Source organism: Rhodococcus sp. BP-332 (assembly GCF_019836065.1).
Classification (GTDB): Bacteria; Actinomycetota; Actinomycetes; order Mycobacteriales; family Mycobacteriaceae; genus Rhodococcoides.
Map to the genome: position 1 here is coordinate 1,011,948 of NZ_JABUEC010000002.1, position 26,050 is coordinate 1,037,997.

Sequence of the window (26,050 nt, forward strand, 5' to 3'; positions counted from 1 at the left end):
CGACTCTCGCGAGGTGGGCTGTGGCGCCCACCTCGCGAGTGCGCGTCAGCCCAGGAACGCGAGCAGTTCCTGGTTGAACCGATCCGGGTGCGAGGTGTTGAACCCGTGCGGGCCGCCCTCGACGAGTACCAGAGTGCTGTTCGCGATCGCCTCGTGTGAGCGCTTGCCGCTCACCTCGAACGGAACGATGGCGTCCGCGTCGCCGTGGATGACGAGGGTGGGGACGTCGATCTTCGGCATGTCCTCACGGAAGTCGGTGCGCGCGAACGCCTCGATGCAGCCGAGGATCGCCGGTGTCGACGCTTCGGCCGCCATGTCCACCGCGTACTGACGATCCTCCTCCGAGACCTTCAGCTCGCCGTTCGCGCTGAAGAAGTTGGTGGCGAAGCCGTCGAGGAAGGCGTTGCGGTCCTCCTCGACGCCGTTCTCGAATCCCGCGATCGTCTCGTCGTCGAGGCCGCCGTCGGGGTTGTCCTCGGACTTGTAGAGATACGGGGGAACAGCACCGGCGAGCACCGCCTTCGCGATGCGGTCGCTGCCGTACTTCGCGAGGTAGCGCACCACCTCGCCGCCGCCCATGGAGAAACCCACCAGCGTCACGTCCCGCAGGTCGAGCGTCTCCAGCAGGACCGACAGGTCCGCGGCGAACGTGTCGTAGTCGTAACCGGACTCGGGCTGCGACGAGCTGCCGAATCCACGCCGGTCGTACGTGACGACGCGGTGGCCCGCGTCGAGCAGTGCGACGATCTGGGGTTCCCACGACCGCTCGTTGAGCGGCCAGCCGTGGATCAACACCACCGGCGCGCCCTCGCCTCGGTCCTGGTAGTGCAGGTCGATCGGGGCGTCGTTCTCGACTCCCACCGAGAGCATCGGCATGTCGTGCCTCCTTCGTCGCGGTGTCTCCGCGTCGCTCTCGGTCTACCCGGAGCGTGCCCCGACGACACACGTTCGCCCACCGTTCACCTTCCTGCACCCGGGGAGTTGCTTACCTTCCCTTTGCCTTTTGCCCGGCACTTCTACGGTCGACCGGTGACCACGATTCCGCTTCCCCTGATCGTCTCCCATCAGCACGACGGCAGCTCCTCGCGGTCGTCGCTGACGTGCAAGTACAAGTGCGGCGACGCCTGCTTCCACGAGGTGCCCAACACGTCGTCGAGCGAGTACTTCGGCGACATAGTCAAGACGGCGATGACGCGCCGCGGCATCCTGCGCGGTAGTGCGATGGCCGTGCTGGCCGTCGGCGCCACCAGCGCCCTCGCCGCGTGCGGCACAGAGGACTCGGGCACGGCCACCACCGCGTCGGCCACCCCGACCCCGGAGCCGCGTGGACTCGACTTCGCCGCCGTCGCGCCCAACACCGAGGACGCGGTCGTCGTCCCGGAGGGGTACGAGCAGGCCGTCGTCATCCGGTGGGGCGACCCGGTGGTCGAGGGTGCGCCTGCCTTCGACTTCGACAACCAGACCTCGGCGGCCCAGGAGAAGCAGTTCGGATTCAACAACGACTTCGCGGGTCTGCTGCCGATCGACGGGTCGTCCACCGAGTACCTGCTGGTGGTCAACCACGAGTACACGACGGAACCGTTCCTCTTCAAGGGGTACGACGCGGAGAACCCCACCGCGGAGCAGGTCGCCATCGGCCTTGCCGCCCATGGTCTCTCGGTGGTCCAGGTGGCCGGTGAGAACGGCTCGGGCAAGCTCACCCCGCAGATGGGCCGCTACAACCGTCGCATCACCGGATCGACCGAGTTCGTCCTCACCGGACCCGCGGCCGGCAGTGACTTCCTCAAGACCTCCGCCGATCCCACCGGCACCAGGGTGTTCGGCACGTTCAACAACTGTTCCGGTGGCGTCACCCCGTGGGGCACCGTGTTGTCCGGCGAGGAGAACATCAACCAGTACTTCGCCAACGCCGAGAGTGTGACCGACCCCGTGGTCGCCGAGCGTCTGGCGCGCTACGGCGTGGAAGGTGCTGCGTCCGAGCGCAAATGGGAGCGATTCGACAAGCGCTTCGATCTGGCGCAGGAGCCGAACGAGGTGAATCGCTTCGGCTGGGTCGTCGAGGTGAACCCGTGGGATCCCACCGCAGCGCCGATCAAGCACACGGCACTCGGCCGGTTCAAGCACGAGGCCGCGACCATCCACGTGACCGACGACGGCACCGTGGTCGCCTACAGCGGTGACGACGAGCGTTTCGACTACATGTACAAGTTCGTCTCCAGCCGGAAGATGATGCAGGGCACCGGCGCTGCGGCACTGCGGTCCAACGTGACGCTTCTCGACGCCGGAACCCTCTACGTCGCGACGCTCTCCGGTGACGCGCCCGACCAGATCGACGGCTCCGGAAAGCTCCCGACGACGGGACAGTTCGCCGGCAAGGGCGAGTGGATCCCGTTGTTGCGTACCGGCGAGGACGGCCGCGGCGAGTCCCTGGTCGACGGCATGTCCGCCGAGGAGGTCGCCGTCTTCACGCGCCTCGCCGGTGACAAGGTCGGCGCCACCAAGATGGACCGGCCGGAGGACTTCGAGCCGAACCCCGTCACCGGCAAGGTGTACGTGGCGCTGACCAACAACTCGAACCGAGGCACCGAGGGCAAGGCCGCCGCCGACGAGGCGAATCCGCGGGACAAGAACAAGAACGGCCAGGTCCTCGAGCTCGACGACGACCACGCCGGGACCAGTTTCACGTGGAACCTTCTGCTCGTCTGTGGCGATCCCGCAGCCGCCGACACCTACTTCGGTGGCTTCGACAAGTCGCAGGTCAGCCCGATCTCGTGCCCGGACAACCTGGCGTTCGACGCCGACGGCAACCTGTGGGTGTCGACGGACGGCAACGCCCTCGACTCCAACGACGGCCTGTTCTCGGTGGTTCTCGACGGTGACCGCCGCGGCCAGACGAAGCAGTTCCTCACCGTGCCGAAGGGCGCCGAGACCTGCGGTCCGATCGTGCAGGAGCAGCGTGTCGTCGTGAGCGTGCAGCACCCGGGCGAGGAGGACGACGCCAGTGCCGACGCCCCCGCCTCGCACTGGCCCGACGGTGGCGACTCGCAGCCCCGTCCGTCGGTCGTCGCGGTGTGGAAGGTCTGACCTTCTCCCTGCCGTCGTGGACCGCGGTCAGCCCAGCCAGTCGAGCACGCTGGCCGCGGTCCACGATTGCTGCATGCTTCCCAACGGCTCTCCGGTGAACGGCTCGTAGTACTCGGCGAAGCTGCCGTCGCTCGCCTGCCGCAACCCCTCCTCGCGCAACATCGCCGACCGCTCCGACCACCCGCGTCGGGCGAAGGCCCACGAGAACAGCCACGTCACCACCGGCCACACGGGACCGCGCCAGTACTCGCGAGGTCGGAAGTCCCTCGAGATCGGCGACGTCGACGGGGGAACGGCGTACTTGAAGTCCGGGTGCCCGCAGAAGCGCGGACCCTCGAAGAGTCGCAGCAGCGCCCGCTCGGTGTCACGGGGCAACCCACCGCACAGCAGCGGCGCGAACATCGCCATCGTGTCGGTCTTGATCCACTCCCCGGACCGCACGTCGCGATCCCGAGCCGCGCCGGAACGCGCGTCGGTGGTGGCGACGACGCCGCTCCGGAACCGGTCGGCCCAGGCGCGCAGGTCCCGCACGTCCGCATGAGGCCGGGAATGGTCCTCGCCGATGGTGGCCAGCACGTCACAGGCGACAGCGAAGATCGCGCTGACGAACACGTCCTCCACCGCGAAGCTCATGGCGCTGTTCAGCGCGAGATCGTCGTACCGCGCGAGCTTCATCTCCTCGAGCAGCCAGAGATAGCGGTCGTACTCGATGTTGCTCGGGCGCTGCGACGAGTCGGTGACGATGGACGTGTCCTCCCGGATGTACGGCGGCACCGCCCCCGGAATCACCTTCGCGTACGCCGCGTCCCAGCGCGGCGAGTTGTCCATGCCCGATTCCCACCCGTGGTACAGCGTGATGCGCCCCGTGTGGTTCTGATCGCGTGCGTGTGCCAGCCAGCGGTGCCACCGCACCAGATCCGGCCATCGCCGATCGAGGAACTCACCGGCGACCTGCCGCGTGGTCCGCCCACGTCGACGGGCGTGATCGAGAATGCGCTGCACCGCGATCGCGTGCACGGGGGGCTGCGTGATGCCCGAGGTGTGGACGCCGACGGGTGCGTGCGCGGCGAGTTCGTTCACCTGCCAGCGGGCGGGCCCGGGGAAGTATCCGTCGACACCGCTGGCGAAGACGATGTGCGGGATCATGCCGTTGGACCACTGAGCGGACAACAGGGTGTCGAGCTCGACGACGGCCCGCTCGACACTCAACGGGGCGAGCCCGACCGACACGAAGGCGGCGTCCCAGCTCCACATGTGTGGGTACAGACGCGGAGCCGCGCTGGTCATGGTGCCCAGATCGTTGCCGCGCAGGAGGTAGGCGGCCCGTGCTGCGAGCTGAGTCGGGGTGAATCCGGGGGCGGCCATGGGAGACATCATCCGTCGGACGGCGCGATCCTGCAGGACGCGCCGGTGAGTCGGGGTGCGGGCCCGGCGCGTCGGTCGCATACTGAGCCATCGGCGTCGAACGCGCCGGGGCAACTGGTCGGGGGTGATGGGTGTGTCGACCGCGTCGATGTCCGCGCTGGTCGGGTGGCTGCCGGACGACTCCGGTCACGATGCGCTGGGTCTGGCCGCGCGCATGGCGACCACCGCTCGGGCCGCGGGCGGCGCGATGACGGTCCGCACGTGCACCGTCCTGCCGCGGACGTGGCCGTTCCCGTCGATGGCGCACGTGGACGCGGAGTACCGACGCTGGCTCGAGGAGCGCGGCACGGATGCGGCCGCTCGGGCCGATGCGGCGATGGCGGACCTGCTCACTCCGGCCGATCTGGGATCGCCCTCCGCCTTCTTCGCCGAGAACGCCGCCGAGTCGGCCGCACTCACCGCGGCGGCGGCCACTCACCATGCCGACCTGGTGGTGCTGGGGAGCTCCGACGGTCCCGACGATCGCTTCACGCCGGGGAGCACGAGCGAGACGCTGCTGCACTCGTCGGCTGTTCCGCTGGCACTGGCGCCGCGCGGCGCGCGCCGCCGCACCGACGCCGTCTCCCGCATCTCCTGCGCCTACACCGGGACCCCGGAAGCCAAGGATGCGCTGTATTCCGCGGCGGCTCTCGCGGTGCGCTGGAACATCGCGCTGCGCCTGGTGGCGTTCGCACCACGACGCTCGACGACGTATCCCCCCTTCGGCGGCTACGACGCGGAGGATCTGGTGACGTCGCAGTGGCGCGAGCAGGCCACCGAGATGCTCCACTCCGCGGCGTCGGACGTCACGTCCGCCTACCCGGCCCTGTCCCCTACGTGCGCGGTGGGATCCGGCGGGGACTGGCAGCACGTGGTGGACTCGGTCGAGCTGGGGCCCGAGGACCTGCTGGTGCTCGGTTCGTCCCGCCTCGGACCTCTCGCCCGGGTGTTCCTCGGCTCCACCGCGTCGAAGATCTTGCGGCACAGCCCTGTTCCGATTCTGGTCGTTCCCCGTGGAAGCCGATTCGCTCGGTGAACCACGCCGATAGTGGAGGAAACATGAGCGATCCGAGCAACGGTTCGGGATTGCTGCGACGCAAGTCGATCAGCGACATCGCGGCACTGGAAACGACGGGCGAAGGTCGGCTGAAGCGGTCGATCACCACGTTCCAGCTGACGTGCATCGGCGTCGGCTCGACCGTGGGCACCGGCATCTTCTTCATCTTCTCGTCCGCCGTCCCGGTGGCGGGCCCCGCGGTCATCTTCTCGTTCGTCATCGCCGCCGTCACGGCCGGCCTGACGGCGCTCTGCTACGCCGAGCTGGCGTCGTCGATCCCGGCCTCCGGGTCTACCTACACCTACACGTACACCACCATCGGCGAGTTCGTCGCGATCCTCGTCGGCGCCTGCCTCATTCTCGAGTACGGCGTGTCGACGGCCGCGGTGTCGGTGCTGTGGTCCCAGTATCTCAACGACCTGCTCGATCGTACTGTCGGACTACGCATTCCGGACGTGCTGTCGCATGCACCCGGAGACGGCGCCGGTTTCGGCGTCAACCTGCCCGCCATCGTTCTCGTCGCGCTGTGCGCCGTGTTGCTGATCCGCGGAACGAGCGAGTCCGCTCGTGCGAACGCCGTCATGGTCGTCATCAAGATCGGCATCCTCGCGATGTTCGCCATCGTCGGTTTCACCGGATTCAGTCTCGAGAATCTGGAACCGTTCGCCCCGTTCGGAGTCGCCGGTGTCGGTGCGGCGTCCGGCCTGATCTTCTTCTCGTTCATCGGACTCGACGCGGTGTCGACGGCCGGCGAGGAGGTGCACAATCCCAAGCGCACGCTGCCCATCGCGCTCATCAGCGCGCTGGTGGTGGTCACGCTGATCTACCTGTTGGTGACGATGTCGGCGATCGGCGCGCAGAAGTACACCGAGTTCGAGGGCCAGGAGGCCGGTCTCGCCGAGATCCTGCAGTACGTCACAGGATCGAGCTGGCCGTCGATCGTGCTGTCGGCGGGCGCCGTCGTCTCGATCTTCTCGGTCACGCTGGTCACCCTCTACGGGCAGACTCGGATCCTGTTCGCGATGAGCCGCGACGGTCTGATCCCGAAGGTGTTCTCGCAGGTGAACCCTCGCAGCCTCGCACCGGTGAAGAACACGATCATCGTGGCGTTCTTCGTGTCCCTGCTCGCGGGTTTCCTGCCACTGGACTTCCTGGCGGACCTGGTGTCGATGGGCACGCTCGTGGCCTTCATCGTCGTCTCCGCCGGAGTGATCATCCTGCGCCGCCGCGAGCCGAACATCGAGCGCGGCTTCAAGGTTCCGCTGTACCCGGTGCTCCCGATCCTGTCGATCTGCGCATGCCTGTATCTCATCAGCACCCTGCACATCCAGACGTGGATCCTCTTCGCGGTCTGGCTGGCGGCCACGTCGGTGCTCTACTTCACCTACTCACGACGGCGATCGACCCTGGAGCCGAACAGGCTCCAGGGCTGATCGAAGCGTGACGGTCAGCGACCGATGGTGGCGTGCATCTCCCAGACGATGACCTCGGCTGCGGACGTCGTCGACAGTGTCTGTCCGCCACCGCCCTTGATGCGGATTGCGTCACCCTCGCGCAGCAGGCCCACGCCCTCGAGCGAGGCCTCGCCGCGGGCGACGAAGACGTGCAGGAACGGAGCATCCGGAAGGTCCTGAGCCGGGGTGTCGGAACGCAACCGTGCGACGTGCATCGCGGCGTACTTGTTCTTGATGCGGATCGCCGAGTGGTCCTTGTAGGCGTCCATTCCCGACGCGACCGGAACCAGCCCGCCCGAGAGCAGTTCGTCGTCGATCTCGAGCTGCTCGTACCCGGGGGTGATGCCGGCCTCGTCGGGCACGACCCACATCTGCACGAAGTGCACCGGGTCCCGATGCTTCTGCGACGGGTTCTCCGCCGACGCGAGACGCCACGAGTCGTTCTTCTCCGAGTGCAGGATTCCCGTGCCGGCGCTCATCCGCTGGGCGAGCCCCGGGTAGATGAGCCCGTTGTGCCCGATGGAGTCCTGGTGCACGAGGGATCCCTGCAGGACCCACGTGACGATCTCCATGTCCCGGTGCGGGTGCGTGTCGAAACCGGTACCCGCGTCCACGATGTCGTCGTTGTTCACCATCAGCACCCCGTGGTGGGTGTTGTCGGGATCGTAGTGATGTCCGAACGAGAACGAATGGTGCGAGTCGAGCCAGCCGATGTTCGTGGCCGGCCGGTCGTCGGCGCGACGGACGTCGAGTTCGGGTGCGGTGGAGGTCGTCATGGGGGTCCCTTCTCGGGATGGAAAGTGGGACTACCGAGCGAGCTTGCCCGCGATGGTGACGACGCGGGTGGCGAGATGTCCGAGGGCGGCGCGGGTCGCGTCGTCCAGTTCGTTCTGGTTGTCGGGTCCGGTGACGTGGCCGACGCCGTAGGGGTTGCCGTCGGCGAACTTCAGTCCGTCGGTGTAGCCGGGGGGAACGAGGATGCCGCCGAAGTGCATGAGCGAGGTGTACAGGTTGACGATGGTCGTCTCCTGGCCGCCGTGGGCCGTCTGGCTCGAGGTGAACGCGGCGTAGGCCTTGTCGGCGAGCTTGCCCTGGGCCCACAGGCCACCGAGCGTGTCGAAGAAGGTCTGGAACGGGGACGCGACGCTGCCGAAACGGGTCGGCGAGCCGAAGATGACGCCGTCGGCCCACACGATGTCGTCACCGGTGGCGGCCGGCAGATCCTTGGTGGCCTCGTAGTTGGCAGTCCAGGCGGGGTTCTCGGCGAAGGTCGCCGGGTCACGGGTCTCGGCGATGTGCCGGACGCGCACCTCGGCGCCGGCCGCCTGAGCGGCCTTCTCGAGCTCGGCCGCCATCGTGGTGCCGTGGCCGGTGGAGGAGTAGTAGAGGATCGCGAGCTTCGTCATGAGTGACCTTTCGGAAGTGGGACGTGGTTCGGGGGTGATTCGGACTCAGAGAACGTGGTGGCCGTACATCTCGCCGAGCGGGTCGGCGATGAGTTCGAGGCGTGCACCGTCGGGATCACGGAAGTAGATCGAGACTCCACTGTGCTCCGTGAGCTCGACGCCCGCATCCGTCAGCTTGGTGCGCAGGTGTTCCCAGCGGTCGGGTTCCACGCTGATGGCCACGTGATGCAGTCCGCCGAGCACCTCCTCATAGGGGCCGACGTCGAGGCCGGGGAAGTCGAAGAAGGCGAGGAGGTTGCTGTTCCCGATGTCGAAGAAGAAGTGCGACGAGCCGGGGTAGTCGCGGTTCTCGATCAACTCGGTCAGTGGGAACTCGAGCACACCCTGGTAGAACAGGATGGTCTGCTCGACGTCGCTGCTGATCAGCGCGGTGTGGTGCAGTCCGCGCGCCGAGGACGTCGGGCGGGATTCTGCAGGCTGCAGGTGCAGGCCCCGCAGTCGGTCGCGCCGGGCCTCGAACTCGTCCGAGCGCTGCTGCTCGTCGGCTGTCATGCTCATCGTCTCCGCCTTCGATCGAATCGTTGCGTTGTCAACTACCGAGAACAGTACCGCTTATGGTTGCGCTGTCAACTACTTGGGTAGACTCGTGTCATGACTCAGTGGCTGACCGAGGACGAGCAGCGCGCCTGGCGCTCGTACCTCGACGCGACGCGTCTGCTGATGCAGACGCTCGATCGGCAGCTCACGCGCGATTCCGGGATCTCCTTCACCGACTTCGAGCTGCTCGTCGTGCTCTCGGAGGCACCCGGCCGACAGATGCGGATGCGCGACCTGGCCGATGCGGTGACCACCACCCGCAGTGGCGTCACCCGGGCGATCACCCGACTCGTCGACGCCGGTTGGGTCGTCCGCGTCGAGTGCGAGGACGACCGTCGGGGGATGCTCGCGGAACTCACCGACGCGGGTATGGACAAGCTCGCGGCGTCGAGCCCCGGCCATGTCGGCGCCGTCCGGGCGTCGATGTTCGACGTCCTCACCGACGACGACGTCGCGACCTTCGCGAGGGCGTACTCGGACATGCGGACGCACATCCAGAAGGGCGCCGGATAGCCTCGCTGTATGCCACGCACAGCACTCGTCACCGGAGCCGCCCGCGGACTGGGAGCGGGAATCGCTCGCCTGTTGTCCGCCGATCACGACGTCTGGGTCGGGGGATCGACGGCCGACTCCGTCGCGGGCATCTCCGACGAACTGATCAGCGCGCGGCCGTGGCCCGTCGACCTCACCGATGCGGACGCTCTCGCCGCGGCCACCGCGGACATCACGAGCCTCGACGTCCTGGTGCACAACGCGGGCGTCGCCGACCTCGGCACGGTGGAGACGCTGACGCTCGCGGACTGGCGACACACGTTCGAGGCCAACGTCTTCGCGGTGGCCGAGCTCACCCGCCTCCTGCTGCCCGCGCTCCGAGCAGCCGGCGGCCACGTCGTGTTGATCAACTCGGGCGCCGGCATCAGGGCCAACCCGGGGTGGAGTGCCTACGCCGCGAGCAAGTTCGCGCTGCGGGCGTTCGGCGACGCACTGCGCCTCGAGGAGCCGACCCTGCGCGTGACGTCCGTCCACCCGGGGCGCATCGACACCGACATGCAGCGCGCGATCGTCGCGGGCGAGGGCGACGAGTACGACGCCTCGAAGTACCTCACCGTCGAGACCGTCGCCCGCGCCGTCCGCCAGGCCGTGGACACCCCTGCCGATGCGCATCCCACCGAGATCGTCCTGCGCACACGGTGATCGGGAATCAGGGGCGAGCGTGACTCAGTGCTCGTTCGCCTTGACAACCAGCACGGGGACCGGACTGTCGAGCAACACGCGCTGAACCGTGCTGCCGGTCAGGAACTTCCCGACCGCGCTTCGGCGACGTGATCCGATGATCACCAGCGTGGCACCGACATCCGAGACCAGATCGACGAGAGCCCCCGCCGGATCGCCGCCGTCGGGTTCGACGCGCACCGTGAAGGAGTTCTCTCCCAGCACCTGACGTGCCTGCGCCTCGGCTGCGTCGCGGTGGGCGGTGGTGACCGAATCGGCGTCGATCACCGACAGGACGACGAGATCGGTTCCCCTCAGCGTCGCCTCCGCCTGTCCCTGCACGAGCGCCTCACGGCCTTCGGGTGTCGAATTCATCGCTACTGCAACGGTCATGACGGTGCCTTTCACATCGGGGAGACTCCAGGTTCACCGAGATTCCGTCGCGGCGACGTACGTTTCGCGGTATTCGTCCGTGCACACTATGGCCACAACTCGGATTCCCTGGACTATTCGGACATCCAGAACCTAGCCTCCTGATGTGACCGAAACCACTCCTGAGTTGTCGTGCCCATGCAGATCACAGTGAAGCGCGCGCTCGGCACGCTCGCTGTCGTCGCCGTCGTCGCCGTCGCCGGCATCGACGCGGCCGGCAGCGCCAGCGGATCCGACGCCCGCGCCAAGTTGACCCTGATCGCTCCCGCCGCCGCGGGAGGTGGATGGGACCTGGTGGCGCGTGAGTCGCAGCAAGCACTCCGTTCCGACGGCATCGTGAACAACGCCCAGGTGGTGAACGTCCCCGGAGCCGGCGGGACCATCGGGCTCAGTCAGCTCGAGAATCTCACGGGCCAGTCGACCACGGTCATGGTGACCGGCACGGTCATGCTCGGCGGTATCGCGATCAACGATTCCGACATCACCCTGCAGGACACCGTGCCCATCGCCAAGATGGCCGAGGACTTCGAGGTCTTCGTCGTACCGCGAGACTCGCCGTACCAGAACCTCGAGGACTTCATCGCCGCATGGCGGGCCAACCCCGGCGGTCTCCCCATCGGCGGCGGCTCGCTCGGCGGTATCGACCACATCGTCTCCGGCCAGCTGGCACAGCAGGTCGACATCGATCCGGCAGCGATCAACTACATCGCGTTCTCCGGCGGTGGTGAGGTGCTGACCTCGCTGTTGTCCAACACCGTCGGCATCGCCGTCAGCGGATACAACGACTTCCGCGACCAGATCGAATCCGGGAACGTCCGCGCCCTCGCGGTGGCGGCACCCGAGCCCGTCGAGGGGATCGACACCCCGACGTTCAAGGAACTCGGGTACGACGTCGACCTGGTCAACTGGCGCGGATTCGTCGCACCTCCCGGCATCTCGGACACCGACAGGCAGACGTTGATCGAGATCGTCACCGAGATGCAGGAGACCGAACAGTGGGACACCGCCATCGAGCGCAACCGGTGGAAGCCGTCCTTCGTCACCGGGGACGACTTCGGTGACTTCCTCGAGGTCGAACAGACCCGCATCACCGACATCCTCCGAGAGTTGGGCCTGGTATGAGTGAGAGTGTTTCGACCACGCGGGCGGAAACGCCGCCCGATACCGATCGTGGTTTCCTCCACGGCCGGAGCGGACTGGTGGTGTCGGGGCTTCTCGTCGCCCTCGGCCTGTTCCTGATCTACGGCACCGTCACCATGGACGTACCCGACACCGCGACATCGCCCGGCCCGCAGGTCTTCCCGGCCATCATCGCGGGACTGTGCTTCGTGATCGCCGTGCTCGTCGCGGTTCAACTGCTGCGCACTCCGGACGAGGTCGACCTCGGCGTCGACGAGGCCGGCGAGCCGAACACCGGGACCGTGTCCAACTGGCGCTCCGTCGGCATCACCGTCGGCTCGATCGCCCTGTTCATCGCCCTGCTGAATCCGCTGGGATGGGTGCTCGCCGGTGCGCTGCTGTTCTGGGGCGTCTCGATCGGACTCGGCGGCACCCGGTACGTCTTCGACGCCGGTGTGGCGCTGGTCATGTCGTCCGTCGTCCAGCTTGTCTTCTCCGGTGGACTCGGGCTCACGTTGCCCGGCGGCATCCTCGCGGCGGTGTTCTGATGGACGCACTCTCCAATCTCATCGACGGCTTCGGCACCGCGCTGACGCCCATGAACATCGTGTGGGTCGTCGTCGGCGCCCTGCTCGGCACCGCGGTGGGTGTCCTTCCCGGTCTCGGATCGGCCATGGCTGTCGCCCTGCTCCTACCCGTGACGTTCACCCTCGAGCCCACCTCGGCGCTCATCATGTTCGCCGGCGTCTACTTCGGCGGCCTGTTCGGTGACTCGATCTCCGGCATCCTCATGAACACCCCCGGAAACAGCACGGCGATCGCGGGAACGTTCGAGGGGCACCGCATGGCGAAGAACGGCCGCGCCCCACAAGCGTTGGCCACCTCCGCCATCGGCGCCTTCATCGGCGGCATCATCGCTACCACCCTGGTGGTGTTCTTCGCCCCGACGCTCGCCGACCTGGCCACGAACTTCGGACCCGCGGAGTACTTCGCCCTGGCGGTGTTCGCCTTCATCGCGACGTCCGCAGTGGTGTCCGACTCCGTCCTCAAGGGTCTGAGCGCACTGCTGATCGGCCTGACACTCGCCGTCATCGGTATCGACGGACCCTCCGGCGCATCACGGTTCACGTTCGAGGTACCCGCACTGTTCGACGGCATCTCCGTGGTGGTCATCACCGTCGCGATGCTCGCCCTCGGCGAGGTCATCTTCATCGCCTCGAAGATCGGCAAGCCCGACGACAACACGCTGATCCCGTCGAAGGGTCGACCCTTCCTGAGCAAGGCAGAGTTCCGCGAAGCGATGCCTGCATGGTTGCGCGGCACCGCATTCGGTGTCCCATTCGGCGTCATCCCCGCCGGCGGCGCCGAGGTGCCGAGCTTCCTGGCCTACGGCACCGAGCGCCGCTTGGACCGACGCAGCAAGAACCCGATGTTCGGCAAGGGCGCGATCCGCGGCGTCGCCGGACCGGAAGCCGCCGGCAACTCCACCGCCGGTACCGCGATGGGTGCACTTCTCGCCCTCGGGCTCCCCACGTCGGCGACGGCAGCGATCCTGCTCGCAGCGTTCCAGCAGTACGGGATCCAACCGGGACCGTTGCTGTTCGAGCGGAACGGTGAGGTCGTCTGGGCACTGCTCGCCAGCCTCTTCGTCGGCATGGTGGTCCTGCTGATCCTGAACCTGCCGTTCGCCCCACTGTGGGCGCAGCTGCTCAAGATCCCCAAGAACTACCTGTACGCCGGCATCACCGTGTTCGCCTCGCTCGGCGTCTACGCGGTGAGCGCCTCGATAGTGGACCTCATCGCCATGCTCGGACTCGGCATCATCGGATTCATGCTGCGCCGTTTCGGAATCCCGTTGGCGCCGGTGCTCATCGCCGTCATCCTGGGACCGCTCGCCGAGGATTCGCTGCGACGAGCCCTGGCCGTCAGTGAAGGGGACGTCTCCGTCCTCGTCGGCAGTGGCATCACTGTCGTCCTGTACACGCTGATGGTCATCGCGGTGGTCTTCTCCGTCGTGACGAAGGTGCGGTCGCGGGCGAAGGTGGACTTCTAGAGCACCCTGCTTCATCCCTCACCCCTCGCGAGTACGTCGACAGTGTCGTGATCCAGCTGCTGATCACGACAGTCAGGACGTACTCGCGGGGGGTTCGTGGGTGTTCACCCCCGTGTCACCCCACCGTGGCTGAATGACAGCATGGGATACGACGAGACCTTCCTGTCCACCACCCCGCTGCCGCTCCCCGCCCGGCCGGACCTGACCGTCCTGACCTACACGCACTTCTCCGTGTCGATGGACACCGAACGGCGCCTCGCCGCCGTGACCGCGGTGAACATCGACGGCGGCGCGTTGCAGGAGGTGGACCGCGGCGACGACTGGCGCCTCGATCCGCGACTGCCGGCGACCGCGCAGGCGGGCCCGGAGCTGTACGCGAACAACGACGTCGACCGTGGGCACCTCGTACGACGACGCGACCCGGTGTGGGGTTCGCGTGACGTCGCCGAGCAGGCCAACGAGGACACGTTCCACTACACGGTGTGCGGACCGCAGACGGCCACGCTGAACCAGTCCAAGACTCTCTGGCTCGGCCTCGAGGACTACGTACTCGAGCACGCGCGGACGTACGGGCAGACGATCTCCGTCTTCAGCGGTTGCGTGTTCGCCGAGGACGACCCCGTCTACCGCGGTGTCGCGATCCCGCGGCGCTTCTTCAAGATCGCGGCCTGGTGGCAGAACGACGTGCTCGCCGCGACCGGCTACGTGCTCGACCAGTCGGAGTCGCTGGCACCCATTCTCGAACGCGGCGTCCTGGCGAGCGACATCCCCCCGCTCGGGGCGTACCGCACGTATCAGGTGCCGATCACCGACATCGCCGCTGCGACCAGCCTGGCGATGGCCGAGCTGACGGCGGCCGATCGCCTCGCCCTGGTTCCCGGCGTCCGGCCCGTCGAATGGCGTGAGATCGAGGGAGCCGACGACCTGGTGTGGTGAGGTCGGTCGAGCTAGAGAACGATGTTCACCATTCTGCCCGGTACGACGATGACCTTCTTCGGATCCTTGCCGTCGAGAAGCGCGACGATCTTCTCGTCGGCCAGGGCCACCGCCTGCACGTCCTCACGGGACGCGTCGGCCGCCACCGTGATGCGACTGCGCACCTTGCCGTTGACCTGGATCGGGTAGTCCACCGTGTCGTCCACGAGCCACTTCTCGTCGACCGTGGGGAAGGGACCGTGAGCCAGTGACTCGCTGTGTCCCAACGTGTTCCACAGTTCCTCGGCGATGTGTGGTGCGAGAGGAGCCAGCATCAGCACCAACGGCTCGACGGCGTCCCGAGGTGCGCCCTGCGGGTACTCCTTCGTGAGGTGGTTGGTGTACTCGATGAGCTTCGCGCCGGCCGTGTTGTCGCGCAGCGCAGCGTAATCCGCGTCGACACCCTCGACGGTCCGGTTGAGAGCCTTCAGCGTGGCGTCGCTCGGCGTCGCGTCGGTGGTCCGGACGGCGCCGGTCTCCTCGTCGACCACCAGACGCCAGACGCGCTGCAGGAAACGGTGCGCGCCGACGACGTCCTTGGTCGCCCACGGCCGGGACGTGTCCAACGGACCCATCGACATCTCGTACATGCGCAGGGTGTCCGCGCCGTACTCGGTGAAGATCTCGTCGGGGGAGACGGAGTTCTTCAGGGACTTGCCCATCTTCCCGTACTCACGAGTGACGGGCTGCCCGTCGTGGAAGTACCCGCCGTCGCGCTCCTCCACCTCGTCGGCCGCGACGTAGACGCCGCGCGCGTCGGTGAACGCGTACGCCTGGATGTACCCCTGGTTGTACAGGCGGCGGTACGGCTCCTTCGAGCTGACGTGCCCCAGGTCAAACAGCACCTTGTGCCAGAACCGCGCGTACAGCAGGTGCAGCACAGCGTGTTCCACGCCGCCGACGTAGAGGTCGAGGCCGCCGGGGTCGTTCTCGCCGTGAACGTCGGGGCGCGGTCCCATCCAGTACGCCTCGTTCTCCGGAGCGCACATCTGCTCGGAGTTGGTCGGATCGATGTAGCGCAGCTGGTACCACGAGCTACCGGCCCACTGCGGCATTACATTGGTGTCGCGCGTGTACGTCTGCAGCCCGTCGCCCAGGTCGAGCTCGACGTTCACCCAGTCGGTCGCCTTCGCCAACGGGGGAGACGGCTCACTGTTCGCGTCGTCCGGGTCGAACGACACGGGTGCGTAGTCCTCCACCTCCGGAAGTTCCACCGGCAGAGCAGAATCCGGCAACGGGTGCGCCTTGCCCTCCGCGTCGTACACCACCGGGAAGGGCTCGCCCCAGTACCGCTGACGGGCGAACAGCCAGTCGCGCAGCTTGTACTGGATGGTGCCCCTGCCGCGGCCCTCGGACTCGAGGTGCTCGATGACACGCGCCTTGGCCGCGTCGACGGTGAGGCCGTCCAGGAAATCGGAGTTGATCAGCTCGCCGTCGCCGGTCCACGCGGACTCGTCGACCGCGCCACCCGAGATGACCTGCACCACAGGCAGTCCGAACTTCGTGGCGAACTCCCAGTCACGCTGGTCGTGACCCGGGACGGCCATGATGGCACCGGTGCCGTAGCCGGTCAGGACGTAGTCGGCGATGAAGACCGGCACCGACGCGCCGTTGACGGGGTTGACGGCGAAGGCGCCGGTGAACACACCGGTCTTCTCCTTGTTCTCCTGGCGCTCGAGGTCCGACTTGGCTGCGATCGCACGACGGTACGCACCGACCGCGAGCACGGGAGTTCCCTCACCGTGCGTCCAGCGCTCGTCGGTGTCCGTCGGCCATGCCGCCGCCGTGATGTCGTCCACCAGCGGGTGTTCGGGTGCCAGCACCACGTAGGTGGCGCCGAAGAGCGTGTCGGGGCGGGTGGTGAACACGTCGATGTCGGCGGTGCCGGACCCGTGCGGCAGACCGGCGACGAACGTCACCTCGGCGCCGCGGGAGCGCCCGATCCAGTTGCGCTGCATCGTCTTGACCTTGTCCGGCCAATCAAGCAGATCCAGGTCGTCGATCAACCGGTCGGAGTATGCGGTGATCCGCATCATCCACTGGCGCAGGTTCTTCCGGAACACCGGGAAGTTGCCGCGGTCGCTGCGACCGTCGGCGGTGACCTCCTCGTTGGCCAGCACGGTGCCCAGACCGGGGCACCAGTTGACCAGCGAGTTGGACTGGTAGACCAGACGATGACCGTCGATGACGTCGCGACGCTCGGAGACCGAGAGATCGGCCCATGCACGCCCGTCGTCCAGAGTCCGAGCACCGGAGGTGAACTCCTCCTCGAGCTCGACGATCCGTCGTGCTTTACCGGCCTCGGTGTCGTACCAGGAATCGAAGATCTGCAGGAAGATCCACTGCGTCCAGTGATAGAAGTCGACGTCCGTCGTGGCGAGCGAGCGGCGGGTGTCGTGACCGAGTCCCAGCCGCCCCAGCTGCCGGCGCATGTTGGCGATGTTCGCCTCGGTGGTGGTGCGCGGGTGCGTTCCCGTCTGCACCGCGTACTGCTCGGCGGGCAGGCCGAAGGCGTCGTAACCCAGCGTGTGCAGCACGTTGCGGCCCTGCATGCGGTGGTAGCGGGCGAACACGTCCGTCGCGATGTAACCGAGCGGGTGGCCGACGTGCAGACCGCTGCCGGACGGGTATGGGAACATGTCCTGCACGAACAACTTGTCGGTCGGAACCGGATCGCCGGTGCTGAGCTCGCCCACCGGATTGGGTGCGTCGAACGTCCCCTCGGCGGCCCACCGCTCCTGCCAGCGCGACTCGAGGGAACCCGCCAGATCCGCCGTGTAGCGGTGGCCGGGGGTCGTGTCGGGGGAGATGTCGCCGTGTTCACTCACCCGACCAGCGTAAAGCGTGACGATCCGCACGCGGACGCCCGGCCACGACGCCGTAAAGTGGCGCTCGTGATTGTCGTGTCCGTGATCCTTCTGCTCGTACTCCTCGTCGGCGCCGTGGCGCTGGGCGCGGTGGCGTTCCTCGGTCTGACCGGCCGCTTGAAGCGCAACTCCGTCGCCGGAGTCCGAACGGAAGCGAGCATGCGCTCGGACGAGACGTTCACCGTCGCCAACCGAGTCGCCGGCCCGACGACGGCCGCCGCCGCGGTCTTCCTGCTGGTCGGCGCAGTGGCGACCCTCGCGCCGGGCGGCATCTTCGGCGTGGTCGCCGCCGTGCTGACCACCGTCGCCGCGCTCGTCACCGCTGCGTACGGCGGTGCCATGGGCACCCGCGCCGCGGCCGCAGTGCCGGTCGAGGAGACCGGTGGATGCGGCCACAGCTGCATCTCGTGCAGCCTCAAGGACGCGTGCCAGCCGTCCTGACGTGGCGTTCTCCCTGACAGGTACCATCAGAGCGCTCGACGGCTTCGTCCTCGCGATCTTCGCTGCTGCCATCGCGGCCACCGTGTTCCCGGTCTCCGGCACCGCAGCGGACGTCCTGTCGTGGGTCACCACGATCGGCATCGCCCTGCTGTTCTTCCTGTACGGAATCAGACTGTCTCCGCGTGACGCCATGGACGGCGTCCGGCACTGGCGGCTGCACGGACTGGTTCTCGCCTGCACGTACCTGCTGTTCCCGCTCCTCGGGCTCGGCGTACGGGTGCTCGCGCCGGGACTGCTGACCGCCGATCTGTACACCGGGATGCTCTACCTCTGCCTCGTTCCGTCCACGATCCAGTCGTCGATCGCCTTCACCTCGATCGCCCGCGGCAACGTCGCCGGCGCCGTCGTCAGCGCGTCGCTGTCCAACATCATCGGAGTGTTCGCGACGCCGCTGCTGGTGGTCCTGCTGATGAGCACGACGGGCGGAGCGAGCATCGACGCCGGGTCGATCGTCGACATCATGCTGCAGCTCCTGCTGCCCTTCGTGGCCGGACAGTTCGCCAGGCGATGGCTCGCAGGACGGGTGGAGCGGCATCGGTCCACCACGCTGCTCGTCGACCGCGGATCGATCCTCCTGATCGTCTACGCCGCGTTCAGCGCGTCGCGCGTCGACGGAGTCTGGGCTGCCACCACGCCGTGGCAGATCGTGGCGGTGGTACTCCTGTGCAGCGCCCTGCTCGTTATCGTCCTCGCCGCGACTGCCGGGATCGCGCGCGCGCTCCGCATGACGCGTGACGACCGCATCGTCGTGGTGTTCTGTGGCTCGAAGAAGAGCCTGGCCAGCGGCATCGCGATCGCCTCCGTGCTCTTCGTCGGGCAACCCGTGGGAGTGATCGTGCTTCCCCTGCTGATCTTCCACCAGATCCAACTCGTGGTGTGCGCAGTCCTGGCGGGCCGCTACGAGCGCGAGGCGATCAGGGACGCTGCATCGACTTCCTGATCTCGTCGAGGCGCGCCTTGCCGGCCCGCTCCCGCTCGGCGAACTTCTCCGCCTCGGTACGTCCGACCGCGCTCTCGGCGTCCAGCTCGGTGGAACCCACCGCGCGCCCCGAACGCCCGTCGATGCGTTCACGCACCGAGTCGAAGGTGGGCACTCCGGCGTCGGTGAAACCCGGGTCCGTCGCAACCCCTCCAACGGGAATCTGAGGAATGTCCGTCACCGACGGGGTGCGCGGCACGACGTCGGGATCGACGGACGCTTCCGGGGTGAGGCCCAGCGCGGCGTCGTACACCGCCCGCAGCGCCGGGCGGGCACTCGTGAGCGCGACGACGAGATCGAGTACCTCCGCATCGGGCAACGACGCGGCCTGGTCGGACGAGAAGTCGGTCATGTCACCAGGGTAGGCCTGAGAGCTCCGGTGATCGTGGACTCCCGACCCCGGAATGCGGGGCCGGAAGTCCACGATCGGGCGACTACGGCGTCGGCATGCCGCCGTTGACGTTCAGCGTGTCGCCGGTGACGTACCCGGACTCGGCCGACGAGAGGTACACGTAGGCACCGGCCAACTCGGCGGGCTGACCCGCACGACCGAGCGGCGTCTCCTGGCCGAACTCGGGCAGCGCCGACGTGGGCTGTCCACCGGACGCCTGCAGGGGCGTCCAGAACGGGCCGGGAGCAACGACGTTGACGCGGATCCCACGAGGAGCGAGTTGCTGCGCCAGCGCCTTGCTCATCGTGTTGATCGCCATCTTGGTCGTCGCGTAGTCCACGAGCCCCGGTGACGGCGTGTAGGCCTGGATCGAGCTCGTGTTGACGATGGTCGAGCCTGCCGGCATGTGCGGAACCGCTTCCTGGATGATCCAGAACAGCGCGTACACGTTGGTCTTGAACGTCGCGTCGAACTGCTCCGGGCTCAGGTCCTCGAGCTTCTCGACGTACTGCTGCTTGCCGGCGACGTTCACGAGAAGGTCTATGCCACCGAGCTTCTCGACGGTGGTGCGCACGATGCCGCGAGCCGCGGACTCGTCCGTGAGGTCGGCGGGGGCGAGTACCGCCGTCCGCCCGGCGGTGCGCACCAGGTCGGCCACCTCCTGCGCGTCCTTCTCCTCCGACGGCAGGTAGTTGAGAACGACGTCGGCGCCCTCGCGGGCCAGCGCGATGGCGACGGCGCGGCCGATGCCGCTGTCCGCACCGGTGACCAATGCCTTGCGCCCGGTCAGCCGGCCGGTGCCGCGGTAGCTGCCCTCACCGTGGTCGGCCTTGGGCTCGAGTTCCGCGGCGAGGCCCGGCGGATCCTGGTGCTGCTCGGGGTACCCGTCCTGTCGGTACTGGGTGACGGGATCGGTGAACGTGTACTGGTCGGTCATCGCCGTGGCATGCCCCGGCCGTGGGGGGTGCCAAACAGGTGTCACCGGGTCCGTGGCGGGTACCACCGAAGACATGGCCCCGAAGTTTCCCGGCGCAGGCACCTTCGTGCCCGAGTCCGACGATCTCCGCGTTCTCGCCGACGCCGCCCGCAGTTGCCGGGGATGCGACCTGTGGGAGCCCGCGGAGAACACGGTGTTCGGGGCCGGCACCCCGTCCGCTCGCATGATGCTCATCGGCGAGCAACCGGGGGATCAGGAGGATCGACGGGCACAGCCCTTCGTCGGCCCGGCGGGTGCGCTCCTGAATCGTGCTCTGGCGCAGGCGGACATCGACCGGGAGCTGACCTTCGTCACCAACGCGGTCAAGCACTTCAAATTCACGCGTGCCGACCGCGGCCCGCGGCGCATCCACAAGAAGCCGCTGCGCTCGGAGGTCGTCGCGTGTCAACCATGGCTCGAGGCGGAGATCCGCGCCGTCGACCCGTCCGTCGTGGTCCTCCTCGGCGCGACGGCGGCGCAGGCGATGCTGGGGACCTCGTTCCGGATCGGTGTCGACCGGGGGCGCGTACTCGAGGTGGGCGAGGCGAGAGCTGTTGCCACCGCGCACCCGTCGGCCGTCCTCCGAGCGCCGGACGACGAACGCGATGCCGCGTTCGACGCACTCGTCGCCGATCTGCGAGTGGCCGCATCACTTCTGGAATGACACCGGAAGTTCACAGGCACCGCCCCGGTCACCGCAGTAGCGTGGCGTCGTGACGAGAATCCCGCGCGACGGAACGATCTCTCCTGCCTACACCGGGCGCTTGGCCAACGATCCCGTTCCGGCGCTGCGACTGCCGGACGACCGCATGGATCCCGACGTCACCTACCGCTTCATCCACGACGAGCTGATGCTCGACGGCAGTTCCCGCCTCAACCTCGCCACGTTCGTCACCACGTGGATGGAGCCCGAGGCCGAGAAGCTGATGGCCGAGACGTTCGACAAGAACATGATCGACAAGGACGAGTACCCGGCCACCGCGGCGATCGAGGAGCGGTGCGTCAACATGGTGGCGGATCTCTGGAACGCGCCCGGGCTCGACCCGACCGATCCGTCCAGCGCGACGGGCGTCTCGACGATCGGTTCGTCCGAGGCCGTCATGCTCGCCGGTCTGGCACTGAAATGGCGGTGGCGCGCACGTCGGACCGCGGCCGGTGCGGACACCGGTCGGCCCAACCTCGTGTTGGGGACGAACGTCCAGGTGGTCTGGGAGAAGTTCTGTCGCTACTTCGACGTCGAGCCGAAGTACCTCGACATGGAGCCGGGCCGCTACGTCGTCACGGCCGACCAGGTGCGCGACGCCGTCGACGAGAACACCATCGGCGTGCTCGCGATTCTCGGGACCACGTTCACCGGCGAACTCGAACCGGTCGAGGAGATCTCGGCCGTGCTCGACGAGATCGCCGCGGCCGGCGGGCCGGACGTCCCCATTCACGTGGACGGTGCCAGCGGCGGTTTCGTGGTCCCGTTCCTGAACCCGGATCTGGTGTGGGACTTCCGGTTGCCGCGCGTGAAGTCCGTCAACGCCAGTGGTCACAAGTACGGACTGACCTACCCCGGCCTGGGATTCGTCGTGTGGCGCGAGAAGGAGGACCTCCCCGAGGACCTCGTGTTCCGCGTCAACTACCTCGGCGGTGACATGCCGACGTTCACCCTGAACTTCTCACGCCCGGGCAATCAGGTGATCGGTCAGTACTACAACTTCCTCCGCCTCGGCCGCGCCGGCTACACGGATGTCATGACCTCGCTGCGCTCGACCGCGACCCGCGTCGCCGACCACCTGCGCGAGCACGGCGACGTCGACGTCATCTCCGACGGGTCCGACATCCCGGTGGTGGCATTCGCGCTGCGGGAGAACTGCGGCTTCACCGTCTTCGACGTCTCTCACGAACTCCGCGCCCGCGGATGGCAGGTTCCCGCGTACACCATGCCGGCCCGTGCCGAGTCGGTCTCGGTCCTGAGAATCGTTGTGCGAGAAGGATTCTCGGCAGACCTGGGTAGGATGCTGTGCGAAGCGATCGACGCCGTCCTGGCGTCGCTCTCCACCAACGGCGACGGGCACTCGCACGCTCGGCACTTCGCCCACTGACGAGAACTTCGGTCTCAGTTCCGGTCGACGTCGATCGGGTGGGTCGCCAGCATCGCCAGCGGCAGCGGCTGACGGCGCAACACCTGCGCCCACAGATCGACGCGCGGCGGGCCCACGACGTCGGACGGCAGCGCGGAGACCACCATCCAGTCGTCCCGCTCGAGTTCTCCCTCGAGCTGTCCGAGCGTCCATCCCGAGTAGCCGGCGAAGATGCGCATGCCCTCCACCAGCGGGGCGATCGCAGCCGGGTCGGAGTCCAGGTCGACCATCACGACACGGCCGTCCACTCGACGGATGCCCCGCACGTCGTCGACGTCCACGCCGGACCGCAGCGTGGCCAGACACAGTGCGGAGTCGCGTTTGACGGGTCCGCCCACGTAGAGCGCTTTCGGGGACGCCGCGAGATCCGACCACTGCGGGAGCACGTTGTGCACAGCGGTCTCGCTCGGCCGATTGATGACGACGCCCAGGCTGCCGGCGTCGTTGTGCTCGATGATGTAGACCACGGTGCGACGGAACGTCGGTTCGACGAGTTCCGTGGACGAGACCAGCAGCGATCCCGGCCGCACCACCTGATCGGCCGACGCGGTCCGGTCCTCCGGTTCTTCTGCGTGTGCCACCTCCTCATCATGGCACCGGCAGCCTCGACAGTGCGAGAGATGACGCGCCGAGGCGGCGGTTAGTGTCACCCGCGTGACCCGAACGGAGCGGACCGGCGCCGTCGACGCGCTGCGATCCGTCCGACACGAGCCCGGAGCACCTCGTCTGGTCGCGCTGCGTGTCGCCTCTCAGTTCGGCGACGGCATGTTCCAGGCCGCCCTCGGAGGCGCCATTCTCTTCGACCCACAGCGCGGCGGCGATCCCGCTGCGATCGCCGCCGGCTTCGCGGTGCTTTTGTTGCCGTACTCGCTGATCGGCCCGTTCGCCGCGCGGATCCTCGACCGCGTCGATCGAGCGACCGTGCTCGCCCGCGCAGGCATCGTGAAGTCGCTCCTCATCCTCTGCGCCACCGGGCAACTCGTCGCGGGCGCCTCGACGACGGCCGTCCTGATCACGGCCCTCGCCGTCGTCGGAGTGAGCCGGTTCGTCCTGGCGGGCCTGTCCGCGTCGCTACCGCACGTCGTTCCGGTGCGATCGCTCGTCGCGACCAACGCCGCCCTGGTCACCGTCGGCGCAGTCGTCTCCGCCGTCGGCGCGTCGGTGGCTGTCCTGGTGCTCGGACTCGTCGGGCCGTCGGATCGGGCCACGGCCCTCGCGACGGCCGTGTCCGCCGTCGGTGCCGTCGCGGCGACTCTCCTCGCGCGCGGCTTCGCTTCCGGACGGCTGGGTCCCGGCGCCGCCTCGGTGTCAGCCCCGACCCGCCGCGTTCTCGCCGACTGGGTGTCCGGCTTCGTCGCGGTGCGCCGTACCCCGTCCGTCGCCGCCGCGCTGGTGGGAGTGGGTGCCCACCGGGTTGCCTTCGGCATCGACACCCTCGTCATGGTGCTGGTGCTGCGCGAGGGCGCGCGCTCGTCCGTCCTGCCCGGCGGTGTGGCGGGCTTCGGGTTGACGGTGGGTGCCGCCGCGGCGGGCATGTTCCTCGCCGCACTCGGCACGCCCGTTCTCCTGCCGCGCCTCGGCCGCACGCGCACAGTGGTCGGTGCGCTGGTCCTGGCCACGCTCACCCAGGCCACCCTCGTCGTCGCACTGGTGCCGGACCTGCTGATCCTCGCGGCCTTCCTCCTGGGGTTCGCAGGTCAGACGGTCAAGCTGACCGCCGACGCGGCCATGCAGACGGACATCGACGACGACACTCGCGGACGCGTCTTCGGAGTGCAGGACACCGTGTTCAACGTGGCGTTCGTCGGCGCCGTGGCGGGCGCGGCCCTCGTGATCGGTCCGGGGTCGACCGCGGTCGACACGTCCGCAGCCATCGTCTGCGTGGTCGCCGGCGTCGTCGCCTACGCGGCGGCAGCGGCTATCGCGCTCCGGATCGGCGTCAGGACCTCGCGGCCCACCACGCCAGGAGCTCCTTCTCCGCATCCTCACGACTGAGCGGCCCGCGATCGAGGCGGAGCTCCTTCAGGAACTTCCACGCCTCTCCCACCTGCGGGCCGGCCGGAATGCCGAGCAGTTGCATGATGGCGTTGCCGTCCAGATCCGGACGCACCCTGGCCAGGTCCTCCTGCTCGGCGAGTGCCGCGATACGCCGCTCGAGATCGTCGTACGTCGCCTGCAGGGACGCTGCACGGCGCTTGTTACGGGTGGTGCAGTCGGCGCGGACCAGCTTGTGCAGCCGGGGCAGCAGATCGCCGGCGTCGGTGACGTAACGACGCACGGCCGAGTCGGTCCACTGCCCTTTGCCGTAGCCGTGGAAGCGCAGATGCAGGAAGACGAGCTGCGCGATGTCGTCGGTCAGCTTCTTCGGGAACTTCAGTGCGCGCAGGCGGCGACGCACCATCTTGGCGCCCACCACCTCGTGGTGGTGGAAGCTCACCCCGCCGCCGGGCTCGTTGCGTTTGGTGTCGGGCTTGCCGATGTCGTGGAGCAGCGCCGCCCATCGGAGCACCAGGTCCGGATCGCCGTCCTCGAGGTCGATCGCCTGCTGCAGAACCGTGAGGGAGTGCTGATAGACGTCCTTGTGCTGGTGATGCTCGTCGATCTCGAGCGTCATCGCCGGCACCTCCGGGAGGATGCGTGCCGCGATCCCCGTCTCGCACAGGGCGTCGATGCCGTCGACGGCGAACTCGCCGAGAATCAGCTTGTCCAGCTCGGCGGTGACGCGCTCGACCGTGATCCGGTCGATCTGCTCCGCCATGTTCTCGATCGCCGCGCGGACCCGCGGCAGCATCGTGAAGCCGAGCTGGGCGACGAACCGCGCAGCGCGCAGCATCCGGAGCGGATCGTCGTCGAAGGACGCCTCCGGGGTGGTCGGCGTGTCCAGGACTCCCTCGAGCAGCGCGTCCAGGCCACCCAGGGGATCGACGAACTCGCCGGCCCCGTCCGGCCCGATCCGCACCGCCATGGCGTTGAGCGTGAAATCGCGCCGGACCAGGTCGTCCTCGAGCGTCGAGCCGTACTGCACGATCGGATTCCGGGACACCCGGTCGTACCTGTCGCTCCGGAACGTCGTGATCTCGATCTGCCGACCGTGCTTGACCGCACTGACGGTGCCGAAGTCGATGCCGGTGTCCCACTGATGGTCGGCCCAGCCCGCCAGCAGCGCCTGCACGTGCTCGGGCAGAGCGTTCGTCGTGAAGTCGAGGTCACTGCTCAAGCGGCCCAGGAGAGCGTCCCGGACGCTCCCGCCGACGAGGTACAACTCGTGGCCCGCCGCAGCGAACAGCGACCCCAGTGGACCGAGGATGTCGTCGTGCGCGCGCAGGGCCACGGCACCCGACGCGAGGAGCCGTGCGCGGCGGTCCGGATCGGTGGCAGGCGGGGGAGGCACGACGTCACACCCTACCGAGGCGC

25 protein-coding genes are annotated in these 26,050 nt (G+C 68.0%); 14 read left to right on the plus strand and 11 right to left on the minus strand.

Translation table 11 applies throughout. The annotated features are described in order from the left end of the window. Window positions 1–45 precede the first annotated feature (45 nt). Complete coding sequence (locus tag HQ314_RS10470; RefSeq protein WP_056440899.1) at window positions 46–876, minus strand: alpha/beta fold hydrolase; 831 nt, start codon at window positions 874–876, stop codon at window positions 46–48. Between the two features lie 153 nt (window positions 877–1,029). Here HQ314_RS10470 and HQ314_RS10475 point away from each other — a divergent pair, with 153 nt between their 5' ends. Continuing rightward, window positions 1,030–3,084, plus strand: coding sequence for a PhoX family phosphatase (locus HQ314_RS10475; protein WP_027505992.1), 2,055 nt, complete (start codon window positions 1,030–1,032; stop codon window positions 3,082–3,084). Window positions 3,085–3,111: 27 nt separating this feature from the next. Here HQ314_RS10475 and HQ314_RS10480 read toward each other — a convergent pair whose 3' ends face one another. Further along, a complete protein-coding gene (locus tag HQ314_RS10480) occupies window positions 3,112–4,449 on the minus strand; it encodes an amylo-alpha-1,6-glucosidase (protein ID WP_204869410.1) in 1,338 nt (445 codons plus the stop codon). Between the two features lie 127 nt (window positions 4,450–4,576). On the opposite strand from HQ314_RS10480, the gene HQ314_RS10485 reads away from it, so the two are divergent. Next, window positions 4,577–5,524: a universal stress protein gene (locus tag HQ314_RS10485; RefSeq protein ID WP_222649974.1), complete on the plus strand. Its 948-nt coding sequence runs from the start codon at window positions 4,577–4,579 to the stop codon at window positions 5,522–5,524. A gap of 23 nt (window positions 5,525–5,547) precedes the next feature. Next, window positions 5,548–6,978 carry an amino acid permease gene (locus HQ314_RS10490; RefSeq protein WP_222649975.1) on the plus strand — a complete coding sequence of 477 codons (1,431 nt, stop codon included), beginning with the start codon at window positions 5,548–5,550 and terminating at the stop codon, window positions 6,976–6,978. A 14-nt stretch (window positions 6,979–6,992) separates the two neighbouring features. Here HQ314_RS10490 and HQ314_RS10495 read toward each other — a convergent pair whose 3' ends face one another. The 3 genes from HQ314_RS10495 to HQ314_RS10505 are packed head-to-tail and all read right to left on the minus strand — an operon-like array spanning window position 6,993 to window position 8,957. Next, window positions 6,993–7,775 (minus strand): pirin-like bicupin family protein, encoded by a 783-nt coding sequence (locus HQ314_RS10495; protein ID WP_222649976.1) that lies wholly within the window; start codon window positions 7,773–7,775, stop codon window positions 6,993–6,995. A gap of 30 nt (window positions 7,776–7,805) precedes the next feature. Then, window positions 7,806–8,405 (minus strand): NAD(P)H:quinone oxidoreductase, encoded by a 600-nt coding sequence (wrbA, locus tag HQ314_RS10500; RefSeq protein ID WP_027505988.1) that lies wholly within the window; start codon window positions 8,403–8,405, stop codon window positions 7,806–7,808. A gap of 45 nt (window positions 8,406–8,450) precedes the next feature. Further along, window positions 8,451–8,957 (minus strand): VOC family protein, encoded by a 507-nt coding sequence (locus HQ314_RS10505; RefSeq protein ID WP_027505987.1) that lies wholly within the window; start codon window positions 8,955–8,957, stop codon window positions 8,451–8,453. A gap of 99 nt (window positions 8,958–9,056) precedes the next feature. Here HQ314_RS10505 and HQ314_RS10510 point away from each other — a divergent pair, with 99 nt between their 5' ends. After that, window positions 9,057–9,515 carry a MarR family winged helix-turn-helix transcriptional regulator gene (locus tag HQ314_RS10510; protein ID WP_027505986.1) on the plus strand — a complete coding sequence of 153 codons (459 nt, stop codon included), beginning with the start codon at window positions 9,057–9,059 and terminating at the stop codon, window positions 9,513–9,515. A gap of 9 nt (window positions 9,516–9,524) precedes the next feature. Then, a complete protein-coding gene (locus HQ314_RS10515; protein ID WP_027505985.1) occupies window positions 9,525–10,196 on the plus strand; it encodes an SDR family oxidoreductase in 672 nt (223 codons plus the stop codon). A 24-nt stretch (window positions 10,197–10,220) separates the two neighbouring features. On the opposite strand, the gene HQ314_RS10520 is transcribed toward HQ314_RS10515, so the two are convergent. After that, window positions 10,221–10,607, minus strand: coding sequence for a universal stress protein (locus tag HQ314_RS10520; RefSeq protein ID WP_027505984.1), 387 nt, complete (start codon window positions 10,605–10,607; stop codon window positions 10,221–10,223). A 177-nt stretch (window positions 10,608–10,784) separates the two neighbouring features. Here HQ314_RS10520 and HQ314_RS10525 point away from each other — a divergent pair, with 177 nt between their 5' ends. The 4 genes from HQ314_RS10525 (at window position 10,785) to HQ314_RS10540 (ending at window position 14,754) form a co-directional block, all read left to right on the plus strand. Further along, on the plus strand, window positions 10,785–11,768 hold the full coding sequence (locus HQ314_RS10525) for a tripartite tricarboxylate transporter substrate binding protein (RefSeq protein ID WP_231476358.1): 984 nt from the start codon (window positions 10,785–10,787) through the stop codon (window positions 11,766–11,768). After that, complete coding sequence (locus HQ314_RS10530) at window positions 11,765–12,313, plus strand: tripartite tricarboxylate transporter TctB family protein (RefSeq protein ID WP_027505982.1); 549 nt, start codon at window positions 11,765–11,767, stop codon at window positions 12,311–12,313. The genes HQ314_RS10525 and HQ314_RS10530 overlap by 4 nt, the downstream gene beginning before the upstream one ends. Further along, entirely contained in the window at window positions 12,313–13,818 is a 1,506-nt protein-coding gene (locus HQ314_RS10535) for a tripartite tricarboxylate transporter permease (protein WP_222649977.1), read from the plus strand. The genes HQ314_RS10530 and HQ314_RS10535 overlap by 1 nt, the downstream gene beginning before the upstream one ends. A 141-nt stretch (window positions 13,819–13,959) precedes the next feature. Continuing rightward, on the plus strand, window positions 13,960–14,754 hold the full coding sequence (locus HQ314_RS10540; protein ID WP_222649978.1) for a DNA/RNA non-specific endonuclease: 795 nt from the start codon (window positions 13,960–13,962) through the stop codon (window positions 14,752–14,754). An 11-nt stretch (window positions 14,755–14,765) separates the two neighbouring features. On the opposite strand, the gene leuS is transcribed toward HQ314_RS10540, so the two are convergent. Further along, window positions 14,766–17,621 carry a leucine--tRNA ligase gene (gene leuS, locus HQ314_RS10545; RefSeq protein ID WP_222649979.1) on the minus strand — a complete coding sequence of 952 codons (2,856 nt, stop codon included), beginning with the start codon at window positions 17,619–17,621 and terminating at the stop codon, window positions 14,766–14,768. A gap of 66 nt (window positions 17,622–17,687) precedes the next feature. Here leuS and HQ314_RS10550 point away from each other — a divergent pair, with 66 nt between their 5' ends. Together HQ314_RS10550 and HQ314_RS10555 are read left to right on the plus strand one after the other, a co-directional pair. Beyond that, window positions 17,688–18,101, plus strand: a complete 414-nt coding sequence (locus HQ314_RS10550; protein ID WP_027505979.1) for an SdpI family protein — start codon at window positions 17,688–17,690, stop codon at window positions 18,099–18,101. A 1-nt stretch (window position 18,102) separates the two neighbouring features. Further along, a complete protein-coding gene (locus tag HQ314_RS10555; RefSeq protein ID WP_308119345.1) occupies window positions 18,103–19,101 on the plus strand; it encodes a bile acid:sodium symporter family protein in 999 nt (332 codons plus the stop codon). Here HQ314_RS10555 and HQ314_RS10560 read toward each other — a convergent pair. Next, window positions 19,076–19,492, minus strand: a complete 417-nt coding sequence (locus HQ314_RS10560) for a hypothetical protein (protein ID WP_222649980.1) — start codon at window positions 19,490–19,492, stop codon at window positions 19,076–19,078. The genes HQ314_RS10555 and HQ314_RS10560 overlap by 26 nt on opposite strands. 82 nt (window positions 19,493–19,574) lie before the next feature. Beyond that, window positions 19,575–20,468: an SDR family oxidoreductase gene (locus tag HQ314_RS10565; RefSeq protein ID WP_222649981.1), complete on the minus strand. Its 894-nt coding sequence runs from the start codon at window positions 20,466–20,468 to the stop codon at window positions 19,575–19,577. A gap of 73 nt (window positions 20,469–20,541) precedes the next feature. Between HQ314_RS10565 and HQ314_RS10570 the strand changes: the two genes are divergently transcribed. Continuing rightward, window positions 20,542–21,171, plus strand: a complete 630-nt coding sequence (locus tag HQ314_RS10570; RefSeq protein ID WP_222649982.1) for a UdgX family uracil-DNA binding protein — start codon at window positions 20,542–20,544, stop codon at window positions 21,169–21,171. Window positions 21,172–21,220: 49 nt separating this feature from the next. Further along, window positions 21,221–22,597: a glutamate decarboxylase gene (locus HQ314_RS10575; protein WP_222649983.1), complete on the plus strand. Its 1,377-nt coding sequence runs from the start codon at window positions 21,221–21,223 to the stop codon at window positions 22,595–22,597. Window positions 22,598–22,611: 14 nt separating this feature from the next. Here HQ314_RS10575 and HQ314_RS10580 read toward each other — a convergent pair whose 3' ends face one another. Then, entirely contained in the window at window positions 22,612–23,217 is a 606-nt protein-coding gene (locus HQ314_RS10580; protein ID WP_027505973.1) for a YqgE/AlgH family protein, read from the minus strand. 73 nt (window positions 23,218–23,290) lie between these two features. Here HQ314_RS10580 and HQ314_RS10585 point away from each other — a divergent pair, with 73 nt between their 5' ends. Further along, entirely contained in the window at window positions 23,291–24,631 is a 1,341-nt protein-coding gene (locus HQ314_RS10585; RefSeq protein ID WP_308119346.1) for an MFS transporter, read from the plus strand. Here the strand turns inward: HQ314_RS10585 and HQ314_RS10590 are convergent. Next, complete coding sequence (locus HQ314_RS10590) at window positions 24,576–26,027, minus strand: CCA tRNA nucleotidyltransferase (RefSeq protein ID WP_222649984.1); 1,452 nt, start codon at window positions 26,025–26,027, stop codon at window positions 24,576–24,578. The genes HQ314_RS10585 and HQ314_RS10590 overlap by 56 nt on opposite strands. Window positions 26,028–26,050: the final 23 nt, after the last annotated feature.

What these genes read in the sequence shown, in the direction of transcription:
- HQ314_RS10470 (WP_056440899.1), bottom strand. Translation starts at nt 876, where the DNA reads ATGCCGATGCTCTCGGTGGGAGTCGAGAACGACGCCCCGATCGACCTG.
- HQ314_RS10480 (WP_204869410.1), bottom strand. Translation starts at nt 4,449, where the DNA reads ATGGCCGCCCCCGGATTCACCCCGACTCAGCTCGCAGCACGGGCCGCC.
- HQ314_RS10485 (WP_222649974.1), top strand. Translation starts at nt 4,577, where the DNA reads ATGGGTGTGTCGACCGCGTCGATGTCCGCGCTGGTCGGGTGGCTGCCG.
- HQ314_RS10490 (WP_222649975.1), top strand. Translation starts at nt 5,548, where the DNA reads ATGAGCGATCCGAGCAACGGTTCGGGATTGCTGCGACGCAAGTCGATC.
- HQ314_RS10495 (WP_222649976.1), bottom strand. Translation starts at nt 7,775, where the DNA reads ATGACGACCTCCACCGCACCCGAACTCGACGTCCGTCGCGCCGACGAC.
- wrbA (WP_027505988.1), bottom strand. Translation starts at nt 8,405, where the DNA reads ATGACGAAGCTCGCGATCCTCTACTACTCCTCCACCGGCCACGGCACC.
- HQ314_RS10505 (WP_027505987.1), bottom strand. Translation starts at nt 8,957, where the DNA reads ATGACAGCCGACGAGCAGCAGCGCTCGGACGAGTTCGAGGCCCGGCGC.
- HQ314_RS10510 (WP_027505986.1), top strand. Translation starts at nt 9,057, where the DNA reads ATGACTCAGTGGCTGACCGAGGACGAGCAGCGCGCCTGGCGCTCGTAC.
- HQ314_RS10515 (WP_027505985.1), top strand. Translation starts at nt 9,525, where the DNA reads ATGCCACGCACAGCACTCGTCACCGGAGCCGCCCGCGGACTGGGAGCG.
- HQ314_RS10520 (WP_027505984.1), bottom strand. Translation starts at nt 10,607, where the DNA reads ATGACCGTTGCAGTAGCGATGAATTCGACACCCGAAGGCCGTGAGGCG.
- HQ314_RS10525 (WP_231476358.1), top strand. Translation starts at nt 10,785, where the DNA reads ATGCAGATCACAGTGAAGCGCGCGCTCGGCACGCTCGCTGTCGTCGCC.
- HQ314_RS10530 (WP_027505982.1), top strand. Translation starts at nt 11,765, where the DNA reads ATGAGTGAGAGTGTTTCGACCACGCGGGCGGAAACGCCGCCCGATACC.
- HQ314_RS10535 (WP_222649977.1), top strand. Translation starts at nt 12,313, where the DNA reads ATGGACGCACTCTCCAATCTCATCGACGGCTTCGGCACCGCGCTGACG.
- HQ314_RS10540 (WP_222649978.1), top strand. Translation starts at nt 13,960, where the DNA reads ATGGGATACGACGAGACCTTCCTGTCCACCACCCCGCTGCCGCTCCCC.
- HQ314_RS10560 (WP_222649980.1), bottom strand. Translation starts at nt 19,492, where the DNA reads ATGACCGACTTCTCGTCCGACCAGGCCGCGTCGTTGCCCGATGCGGAG.
- HQ314_RS10565 (WP_222649981.1), bottom strand. Translation starts at nt 20,468, where the DNA reads ATGACCGACCAGTACACGTTCACCGATCCCGTCACCCAGTACCGACAG.
- HQ314_RS10570 (WP_222649982.1), top strand. Translation starts at nt 20,542, where the DNA reads ATGGCCCCGAAGTTTCCCGGCGCAGGCACCTTCGTGCCCGAGTCCGAC.